This window comes from Mesorhizobium sp. M8A.F.Ca.ET.207.01.1.1, from assembly GCF_004794715.1.
Taxonomy (GTDB): Bacteria; Pseudomonadota; Alphaproteobacteria; order Rhizobiales; family Rhizobiaceae; genus Mesorhizobium.
In genome coordinates, this window is record NZ_SRUS01000027.1 from 1 (window position 1) to 10,519 (window position 10,519).

Annotated in this window: 6 protein-coding genes and 4 pseudogenes; 3 read left to right on the forward strand and 7 right to left on the reverse strand. The window is 59.5% G+C overall.

What is annotated here, in order from left to right; translation table 11 throughout:
• The 5 genes and pseudogenes from EN850_RS33060 to EN850_RS33080 form a co-directional block, all read right to left on the reverse strand.
• The coding region (locus EN850_RS33060) for a hypothetical protein (protein WP_135897788.1) at positions 1 to 402 on the reverse strand (402 nt) is incomplete at its 3' end.
• Positions 403 to 594: 192 nt separating this feature from the next.
• Positions 595 to 908, reverse strand: a pseudogene (locus tag EN850_RS37555) (ATP-binding protein); the annotation flags it as partial.
• 10 nt (positions 909 to 918) lie between these two features.
• Positions 919 to 1,452 (reverse strand): annotated as a pseudogene (locus EN850_RS37560) (IS21 family transposase); the annotation flags it as partial.
• A 1,442-nt stretch (positions 1,453 to 2,894) separates the two neighbouring features.
• The gene (locus EN850_RS33075; protein WP_127206482.1) at positions 2,895 to 4,211 is read right to left on the reverse strand and encodes a HipA domain-containing protein; all 1,317 of its coding nucleotides are present in this window, start codon (positions 4,209 to 4,211) and stop codon (positions 2,895 to 2,897) included.
• Complete coding sequence (locus tag EN850_RS33080; protein ID WP_236383572.1) at positions 4,201 to 4,539, reverse strand: helix-turn-helix transcriptional regulator; 339 nt, start codon at positions 4,537 to 4,539, stop codon at positions 4,201 to 4,203. Before EN850_RS33080 ends, EN850_RS33075 begins: the two co-directional genes overlap by 11 nt.
• A 752-nt stretch (positions 4,540 to 5,291) precedes the next feature.
• On the opposite strand from EN850_RS33080, the pseudogene EN850_RS33090 reads away from it, so the two are divergent.
• Together EN850_RS33090 and EN850_RS33095 are read left to right on the forward strand one after the other, a co-directional pair.
• Positions 5,292 to 5,627, forward strand: a pseudogene (locus EN850_RS33090) (aldehyde dehydrogenase family protein); the annotation flags it as partial.
• 215 nt (positions 5,628 to 5,842) lie between these two features.
• Complete coding sequence (locus tag EN850_RS33095) at positions 5,843 to 6,115, forward strand: hypothetical protein (RefSeq protein ID WP_127266913.1); 273 nt, start codon at positions 5,843 to 5,845, stop codon at positions 6,113 to 6,115.
• A gap of 53 nt (positions 6,116 to 6,168) precedes the next feature.
• On the opposite strand, the pseudogene EN850_RS33100 reads toward EN850_RS33095, so the two are convergent.
• A pseudogene (locus EN850_RS33100) lies at positions 6,169 to 6,629 on the reverse strand (OB-fold nucleic acid binding domain-containing protein); the annotation flags it as partial.
• Between the two features lie 307 nt (positions 6,630 to 6,936).
• Complete coding sequence (locus EN850_RS33105) at positions 6,937 to 8,862, reverse strand: potassium transporter Kup (RefSeq protein WP_127309513.1); 1,926 nt, start codon at positions 8,860 to 8,862, stop codon at positions 6,937 to 6,939.
• Between the two features lie 981 nt (positions 8,863 to 9,843).
• Between EN850_RS33105 and EN850_RS37800 the strand changes: the two genes are divergently transcribed.
• Positions 9,844 to 10,122, forward strand: a complete 279-nt coding sequence (locus EN850_RS37800; RefSeq protein WP_127309512.1) for an AlpA family phage regulatory protein — start codon at positions 9,844 to 9,846, stop codon at positions 10,120 to 10,122.
• Positions 10,123 to 10,519: the final 397 nt, after the last annotated feature.

The window sequence follows — 10,519 nt, forward strand, 5'->3', positions numbered from 1 at the left end:
TCGCTTGGCATCCGCGTAGTCGCTGCTCCCCTCATTCCCATCGGACGCATTCATCGCCATATCGCGCGGGTCCAGATAGCCTTCGAATGCGGATTCTGCAAAAGGACCTGCCAGACACGCAACTATCTCCCGGATCGCATCATCGCGTTCCAAACATCGATCCATATCGTCCTCGAAAATCGGCTTTCGCTTCGAGGTGAATCCTTGCGCTGAATAAAAACCCGCGCCTTCGACAACACCACCGCACTCTCCGTCACCGACGTCGGGGTAAATACTAACACTTGAGAAAGCAGGGAGTTCACGGTCGTCGTCGAACGTCTGACGGTGCAAAACGATGGCGGCCACCGCGTGCCCGGCTTCGTGATGCGCCACAAGCGGCAGATATTGGGAGGCTACATTCATGCGGTGCGGCTCTCAGGTCTAGTTTGCTTTTGCGCATAGGACCGCAATTGTCGTGCCAACTGGGAAAATCGTTTCGGGCAATGCGATCGCTCCGATAGCGTTGCGTCTCCTGTCTGACATTGTTGGGAAGTCGACACGCGCCCGTCGCAATGCGGTCGACCTTCCGCGCGAGTGGGGTGACCCGTGAAGGCGGCCGACCAGGACGATGTTGCGCTGATCGGCGACGAAGGCGCGGCCGGGCGAGATCGCGCATCAGGGGGTGACCGGCGTGTCGGCGAAGTCGAAGTCGTCGATGTCCTTGGCCAGCGGCAACTTGGCGACAGCGAACTGGTATTTGATGGAGCGGGCCTGCTTCTCCGATATCTCGGCCTGCAAGAGATCACCGACAATCCTGGGCGGCTCGTGCCGTCGCTTGATGGCGACGCACCCATGATCTCGTCATAGGCTCTGCGCATTCCGTAGAGCTTCAGCGCTCCCATCAGTTCCAGTACCTCGGTGCGTTCCATGGCTGTTTGTCCTCCTGAGACTGTCATAGCGGGTGCAGTCGGCGACCGCTCGTGAGCTAGCTTCAGCGCTTGGGGAATGGAAAGGATCGTGCCCGGCGCCGGATCGCGGCTGCGGGCCAGGATGTTGAGGATCACCGGCGCCGACGATGCACCGTGCTCGATGGCTTCCTGACAGGCGGCCTCGACCGCGCTCAATCCGTCGGTCAGCACCCAGGTGAGGATCAACACCATCTGCCGGTCGACGTCATCAACCGCCTTGAGCTGCGCCGCACCTTCTCCATTGCCGACCGCACGACCCAGCCAAGGAACGGCGCGCGCCGTGTGCCAGGGATCGTAGACGACCTCGTTGCGGCCAAAGGAGCGAACGTGTTCTCCCACGACCACGCCATCCTCTGGCGGATGCGATCCGATCGACATAAGCATGGATCTCGATGGGCCGACCGACGGCACTCGACAGCACCGAGTATTTGTTGTTGTCGAAGCGCACCGTGCAGGTCTTCGACACCGACGGGGGAATGCAATGGAAGCCGTCGAAGCGACCGGCAGCCGCTCCCGCTGCGGCTTGGCCGCATTCGCCGACAGCAGCCGGTCCCGCGTCTCACGCCGAGCTCCCATGCGGGGATAGGGCTGGTGCTTGCGCTCGTAGCGGAACTGCGTCTGCTCAGAACGCAGGACCTTGCGCACCACCTTGCGCGAGATCTTCAGCTCACGGCAGATCGCTTTGATCGACTTCCCCTGGACCAGCGACAGCCGACTTTCTTTGCAATCGTCTCTAAAACCAACATCCAAAACACAAATGCCTCCGATCAAGCCGGAGGCATCTTGATGACCCCATCGTTAAGGGGTCCCGTTTGGACGAAAATCACCCTTTAAACAGGGTCCCCATTCCACGAAAAATCAATGCACTACCTTCCAAAGCTGCGAGAGATCGCCACCGACCGCTTTGAAGGGGCTTTCGGCGGTCTCGTCAGCGAGGTTGTGGCATGAAGAAACATCAATCCACAGCATTGGGCCGAAGCATGCCACGGGCTCATGCCGCGGGAGAGCGGGAAGATATTCTTGAAAGAAGCGGTCTCCGACATCAATACCGACAGGATGGGCAGCTTTCTCACATCACTTGAGGTCGAGCGTGGCAGTTGCGACCCGCAATGCAAGGCTGGCGGCGATGCATGCCTTTGCGCGGTTCCTGATTTCGGAGCACCCCGAATATTAGGATACGCTGCAACTGGTGGTGACACTTCCCTTCAAGAGGGCGCGTGGGTGGCACCTGTCGAATATCTCGATGAGCCCGGAAATCAAGAGCGTCCTGGCGCGTATCGACCGCCGCACGCCTTCTGGACAGCGGGATTACGCTCTGTTTTCGCTGATGTTCAATACGGATGCACGAGTTCAGGGATCCTGAATCTTCGATTGTGACCTTCGTCTGGTATACCGCCCTGTCCCGCCGAGCAAAGCAACGACCGCCCCACACTGCTCACCCGGTTCGGTGTTCGATACTTGCTGCGCACACATGGCTGCGGGCGAAGGAACCACCATGGCGGAAAAGAGCATCCATCATCGCCCTTTGCGGGACACGACGGCCATCCACCTCGTCAAGGCGGGTGTTGACATCGCCACCATCAGTCGATGGCCAGGCCACTCGGGCTGAACTAACGATGCGCTACGCCCAGGCCGGTATCGATATGAAGCGGCAAGCGCTCGAACAAGTCTTCCCCGACGTGATGTCATCGGCAAAAGATCAGACGATCATCGCTTTGATGGCTGGATGTTTGGCTGGCTGCACCGCTTGTAGACGCTCAGTTATGTGGAGTTGTATCGCGGGAAGTCGCGCGTCTTGGGCTTTTGCGGTGTCAGCTCAACATCTCTCCGCAGTGCACGTTGTCACTGTTGAAGAGCCGTTTGTTCAATCTTCGTCCTGGCACGGCAAGGGTTGTCCATATTGTGGCGTCTTGCGCTTGCCGAGCTTGTCCGAAATCCAGCGCCGGATCAGGCGTGAACACTGTTGCGTAGTTCGTCAGCCAGAGCGCGGAGAACGTCGGCGCTTCCTTCCAGCGCCGTAAAAGCGTAGGGATTGAGGAACTGTCGGCCCCAGAACAGATTCCGATCTATGCCGGATAGCGTAGCTTCCTCGCTGACACGCGGCCAATTCTCCGCAATGCATCGGAGCTGGCCTTCAACAATCGCAAGAGCTTCCGGCGCGCTGAGCAGGAAGTGATGCGCCGCTTCAAGGCAGGACGCTATCCGGCTCATGCGGTTATTGCCGCTGATGAGCATGGCCTGGCTGGCCTCCTGGCCACTGCGGGCCTGCGGACAAATATCGTACGCAGGCGTGAGGGTGAGCTTAGCGCCGTCCCAGAATGCCGCATGGTTGCGGGCATGATCGTCGGTGTTGCCGCAAAGTATGTTGAAGACAATGCGGCTGAACAACTCGCGCAGAGTTTCCGACGGCGCGGTGAATCGGTGGCGAATGATCTCCGCCAAATCCTGGTAGCTGGCGTAACGCGCCATCATCTCATCGAGCGCGAGCATCGTCAGCGCTGAGACCATGGATTTGCGTTGCCAGCCGCCCGTGACCTTGATCCGGTCGAATCGCTCGACGAGCAACACGTCGTTGCCTGCGGCGCGAACGAGCGAGACGGATGCCGCTCTGATGCCGCACAAGGCGGCAAGCCGCATGGCTATGAATTCTCCTTTGACGACGCTGTAAAGGTCGGCAGACGAGGAAAATTTCGCGACATGCTTGACGGCGTCATCCTCGATCAGCGCCTTTGGCCTTGCGCCGCCGATCGAGCTGCCGTGATGCAGCGCCTGATCTAATTCGGGGGTGAGCGGAATACCTTTCTCTACCCGCTCCGCCGATTGGACAAGCTCTTCGAGAGTGGCATTGGCCAGTGCGCGCGGCTCGTAATGCGTGGGCGAAAACTGAAAATCGAGCGCGCCGATGCGGTCCGAGCCTGATTCCAGCAAGAACGTCAGTTCTGAAATATCGAGCCGCGCGATTTCATCGCCCTTCACACCGAATTTGCGGTTTAGGATAACCCGTCGTCCCCAGGCATCAGGGGCAGCATCGCGGATGCATCCCGGCATGGTTAGGCCAGGAAGCAAAGGCAATTCGCCTGCCTTCAGGGGCAGTTCCGGGAGATAAAGCGGGATCGCGCTGCCCAGTTCACGAAAGCTCCTGCCATAGTTGAAGCTGACGAGTCCGTCATGGGCATATAGCCGCCCGGCGACAACCGGCGCGGTCTCGCCCGGCAGCCAGACCCAGACATAGGCTTCGTCGTACTTGGGGACCTTAGAACTCATCGACGATCTGCTTGCTGGCCTTGTAGACGTGCTTCGGCAGCAGCGCGATGCGATCGTCCATGCGGCCTGTGAGGGCTGTGATGCCCTTGCCGTCGGCATCGAACAGCTTCACACCGACAATGGCAGCAGCTTCGAACATCAGTCCGATTTCGACTTTGGGATCGCCCTTCTCGATGCGCTGCAGGGTGCTGCGTGAAACACCGATTCTCTCGGCTAACTCCTGTGCGGTTAACCGGTGCTGCATCCGGCCAAGCCGGATGGTCTTACCGAAAAGGCCAAGCGCTTCCATCGCGTAGCGCGAATAGGTGCGTTTATACGTTGCCTTCATTCGGGTCTCTGTGACCTATGCATGATCCATATCGCCTTCTTTCGAACTTTATATAGGTAATGTCACAGAGCGACTGCCAAAGTCAAGACTCCGTATCGCAAGCGTTACCCATCCGAACGAGGAAGGCGGATATTGCCTACGGCTCCTGCACAACCGGCCAGCTCTGCGCCCCTCGGGCGAGGCGGAGATCTGGCGCTGGATCGCGGACAGCCTTGAGACGCCTCGCATGAGTCATTCATGGGCGGTCCCTGGTGCGAGGCCGCGGCGCTCGACTGCTGGCCGACATTCTCGGTGGCGGGACCCGCAGCCGGCTACACCAGCACTTTTCGACCGCATACGCGCCCAGCTTCTCTCCGAAATCATTGCCAATGAGCGCGAACCTCATGCGATCGCCGAGCTGGCCTGGCGGCGCGGAATCTACGGCACGCATCCGTATTCGAGACCGCCCAAGGGAGCCTGACTAGCGTAACGCCCTCCGATCTAAGCGCCTTCCACAAAGCCGCTTTCGCACGCGACGGGCTGCATGTGGCGGTCGTAGGCGACATAGATGCCAAGCCCTGAGAGTAAGGCTCTACCAGCTGTTCGGCGATTTGCCTCAGAAACTGGCGCTTGCCGGCGCGAACCAGTGGTATCGCGAGGGCGAGCACGCCGAGCGCTTTTCCTCCGCCCTCCACTGACCACAGACCCGCACGCAACGAAGCCGCGCTCGATCTTATTGTGGCGTGGCTAGGTGCAATGTTTGCTCTCGCCATCAGGCCGGCTTTCCCGATGGCGTGGTCAACCTGATCTATGCGTCCGAAGGTGATCGCGTGGGCCGTGAACTCTGCACCAATTTCAAGATTCAAAAGATCAGCTTTACCGGTTCGAACGAGGCCGGACGGCTGCTGATGCGTCAGTGCTCTGACCAGATCAAGAAGGTCAGCCTTGAAACCGGCGGCAATGCACCTTTCATCATCTTCGATGATGCCGACATTGACGGTGCTGTTGACGGTGCGGTCCAGGCGAAGTTCCGCAATGCCGGCCAGACCTGCGTTTCCGCGAACCGCATTTACGTCCAATCGAGCGTTCACGATGAGTCCGCCGAGAAATTGTGGAGAAGGTCCGGCACTTATCAGTGGTCCGACGTCTACTCCCGGAGCTAAGCCGTCGCCAACCCAAGATCGAGTCCCACATCGCAGATGATAATTCGATGCGGGGCCGAACGATAAATATGCATGCTTTGGCCACCCCGAGGCAGGGCTCATTGAGATGATCCGACCGCCTTGGAACAAAGATGGGGTAGAGCAGATGAAGCGTTGGCAGCGTGTCTCCATTCGACGCGAGCGCTGAGGATGGGATCACGATCATTCGCATCACGCGCAGCCGCAAGGGCGATGCCATGGCTACTTTGGAATCGTTGAAGTGGTTTGAGCCGGACAGTCACAAATACACCCGTTACGCCGCGGCTCAGGAAACGGGGCGGCGTCCGGCGGTGGAGGTGCTCGCTGACTTAAAAAGGGTGCGGGCAGTCGTTGCGCTTGAGAGCGACGACATTTGGGATCCGGCACGGGGTGACCTGCTGCCAATCGGCAGTTAACAGGGTCCGACAAAAGTGTGCACAACATGCTGCTGAAGTGGCCTCCGGAAGCGCTACCGGAAGTTACGCGTCTTGAACTTGATAGGGTCGATATGGTCATACTGCATCGACGATGTCGCGCCCCTTCGGCATGCCGCGCGGATCGATGCCCGATCCGCCGTGATGAGCCTCGTCCCTCGGCCGTGCGGCAACGGAAACGGCGTCTTGCGGTTTCCCACGCTGGCCAGCCCGGCCGACAGATCGGTCAGCTCGTGGGCGACGAGGTGCACCACCTCCTCTTCCGTCGGATGCGTCCGCGGACGCCGAGCATGGCCGAAGCAAGAAGCACGCGCCGGAATTTCTCGAGAGATCTTGACCCAGACGACGACGTTTGCCGCACCCGTCTCATCCTCCAGAGGAACATGAAGCCTTTGGCCGAGCCCGGCCGCTGCCGGACCAGCACCAGGCCGGCGGCCTCGAGCCAGCTTCTGCCTCGCGCCTGCATAGCATCCTGACAGGTCACGGTGCGGCGCCGGTTAGGCGGCACGCCGATTTTGGCAACGCTAGCCTGTGAACTGAAGAATGAAGGTCGGACTTGCGGCACATCGATTAGGTTCAAATGATAAGTTGCTGCCCGGCGAGGTCGTTTCAGCGCATCTCGACTGGTGGGTCGGCAAGACAATGCGGAACGGAAATGATCGCAGGCGTAAAGGACGGCTTTCGGGGCCGGAAGCTTCAGGCCTGGAACCGGACCCCAGTTTGGCGCAAGCATCGTGGCCTCCGCCCGGTCAGGCATTCACCGGCTCGCGAAATGCCAATTGATTCTGCTTAACCGGGCATGCCTAAACGGCCACTTGCGTTCCGATCTCGACCACACGTCCGGTCGGGATCTGGAAATACTCCGTCGCGTCGGCGGCCGTGCGCGCCAAGCCGATGAACAGCTTGTCCTGCCACACCGGCATGCCGGAGTTGGGTGACGCCTTGAGCGAGCGACGCGACAGGAAGAAGGACGTCGTCATGATGTCGAACTTCCAACCCTGCTTGCGGCAGATCGCCAGCGCACGCGGGATGTTAGGCTGTTCCATGTAGCCGAAGGTCAGTGTCACCCGCATGAACAGCTCATTGATCGTTTCCATCTTGATCCGCTCGCTGTCGGGCACCACGGGCTGCTGCGCCGTCACCACAGAGAGGATGACGTTCTGTTCGTGCAGCGCCTTGTAGTGCTTCAGGCTGTGCATCAACGCGGTCGGCGCACTGGCGGGATCGCTGGTCAGGAACACGGCCGTACCGGACACCAGCTGCGGTTTCTTCTTCAACAGATTGCCCGCAAGGAAATCGAGCGGAATCTGGTTCCTGCGCGTCTTGTCAAATAGATACCTGCTGCCTCTTATCCAAGTCCACATGGTCATCACGATCACTGCGGCAATGGCAAGCGAGGCCCAGCCGCCTTCGAATACCTTGACGATGTTAGCTGCAAAGAAGCCGGTATCGATGAAGACGAACACCGCCATTAAGGCTATCGCGACGCCGAGCGGCCATTTCCAGATGCGCGTCATCACAACAAAAAGCAGTATGTTCGTCACCAGCATATTGCCGGTCACCGAAATACCGTAGGCCGAGGCCAGCCGGCTGGATTCGCCGAAGGCGACCACCAGCAGCATCACCACCAGCGCCAGCATCAGGTTGATGCGCGGCAGATAGATCTGGCCCGACTGTTTTTCCGACGTGTGCTGGATGACGAAACGCGGCAGCATGTTGAGCTGTACCGCTTGCCTGGTCAGCGAAAAGGCGCCGGAGATCACCGCCTGGCAGGCGATCACGGTCGCCGCCGTGGCAAGCACGACCATCGGAATAAGCGTCCAGCCCTGGTTCATCTCGAAGAACGGATGACCGACAACGCCGCCATTTGCCAGCACGAAGGCGCCTTGCCCGACATAATTGAGCAACAGACAAGGGAACACGATCGCCAGCCAGGCGAGCACGATCGGCTTGCGGCCGAAATGGCCGAGGTCGGCGTAGAGCGCCTCGGCTCCGGTGACGGCGAGGAAGACTGCACCAACCGTAACGAAGGCGACGTCAGGCGAGTTGACCAGGAACGACACGATGTAATGCGGGCTGATTGCCAGCAGGATTTCCGGGTCGTCCATGATGTGGTTGAGCCCGGAAAGGCCGATGGCCAGGAACCACAGCGCGGTAACGGGTCCGAACACCAATCCTACGCCGCCGGTGCCAAACCGCTGTACCGCAAACACGATCGCCAGGATGGCCAGTGTCAGCGGCACCACATAGGGCTGGAACGTCGGCGTGACGACATTCATACCTTCGACCGCCGACAGTACCGAGATTGCCGGCGTAATGACGGCGTCGCCAAAAAAAAGCGCCGCGCCGACGATGCCGATGCCGATGCCGAGGATCACCGCAGAGCGGGTCGGGAAACTGTTGCGCGCCAGCGCCATAAGCGACAGCACTCCGCCCTCGCCTCGATTGTCGGCGCGGAGCACGAACATGATGTATTTGATCGTCACGGTGATCGTCAGGGACCAGATGATCAGCGAGAGTACGCCGAGGATGTCGCCACGGCTGGCGACGTTGCCACCCGCTGATGCATGCAACGCCTCGCGAAATGCATAGATCGGGCTGGTGCCTATATCGCCATAAACGACACCTAGTGCGCCCAACATCAGCGCCTTGGTGCTGTGCTGCTCGACCTCAGAATGGCTCGATTGTTCGACAGGTTCTGCCTCGTTACCAGCATTGGTAAGGGCCATGGACGACACTCCGATAAGCGCGCGGTGCTCTACGCTTGCTGCACTGCAATATCAAGTTCCGTCACGTAATGTCTGCCGTCTCGCCTGTCGTTGCTCGCCTTGGTAGACTCGCCAGCCCGCAGCCCTACCGAGCAGCAATAGCGCCCCGGCAGAACCCTCAATCGCCCAGATCAATGAATGGTTATCGCCCACAGTGCCCCCCCGCGATGCGGCCGATGGCGACCAGGGTGTCGTGGGCGCACAAGGATGGCGCTTTCCTGATGACGCCGTGCTCCAGGTGTGATCGCACCGTTGCTGCGCAAGCCATTTACTTGCTCGTCCCAGCGAGAACCGTGGCCAACTGGAACGCAGGGCCACGCCGCTCACCGGCCGCACTTTGCGGCGCAGATAACGATTCGATCTCCCCGGCGAGATTCTGGTTGAAGAAGCCACCAAGCTTGTCGAAGGACACACGGTCGTAATATCGACATGCCAGTATCCGCAACCCAGAAAAAGCTCCTTCGGCTCCGCTGCGCGCGCCACGAACAACCCGATCTTCTCTGCGAAAGAGGACGCCGTAATCCCAGGTTGAAGCCAAACCGGGGGGCGGCCGTGACGTATGCTACACAGGCGAAGGGCTAGGAGGCGGGTTCGGTGAGGAACGGCATTGATGTCCACGCCGTCTCCTGGAAAGACAGAGGAATGCGGTGTCACCGCCAGGCGCCGGAGGTTGATCCGGTGATTAGGAGGAGCACTCGTTGTCGGATTCTCGACGATGTCGGACATCTGACACAACGCTGCCAGAGCGATCGCATTTTCCGAAACGATTTTCCCAGTTGGCACGACAATTGCGGTCCTATGCGCAAAAGCACTGCGATGCCGCACCGACTGGAAGAACTCATCAATGATCACGCTTTTCGAACATGTGGGCGCCGCTACCAACACTAAGCGTTCCCGATCAAACGGAAGCCTCTATCCCTTCTTTCTGAAGGCTGTCCGGACATGAACGCATTTGATGTCCGTCCAACGCTGGATGCTCCCGACGACGATCTCTATCTTTGGCTTGAAGATGTGGAAGGCGAGCGGGCACTTGCCTGGGCCGCCGGCCAGTCGGCAAAGACCCTGAAGCACTTCAGTGGAACGCAGTTCGAGCGCGACCGCGCGACTCTGAAGGCAGGCCTGTTCCCTAAGCGGCGTCGCATCTCCCCCGGCCGAGTCGCATGGCTTGAATCCGATATCAGGGCTTGGATGGAAACTAGACCTGAGAGCCGCACCGCATGAATGTAGCCTCCCAATATCTGCCGCTTGTGGCGCATCACGAAGCCGGACCCGCGGTGGCCGCCATCGTTTTGCACCGTCAGATGTTCGACGACGACCGTGAACTCCCTGCTTTCTCAAGTGTTAGTATTTACCCCACGCCGGTGACGGAGAGTGCGGTGGTTTTGTCGAAGGCACGGTTTTCTATTCAGCGCAAGGATTCACCTCGGAGCGAAAGCCGATTTTCGAGGACGATATGGATCGACATTTCCAACGCGATGAAGCGATCCAAGTGATAGTTGCGTGTCTGGCAGGTCCTTTTGCAGAATCCGCATTCGAAGGCTATCTGGACCCGCGCGATATGGCGATGAATGCGTCCGATGGGAATGAGGGGAGCAGCGACTACGCGGATGCCAAGCGA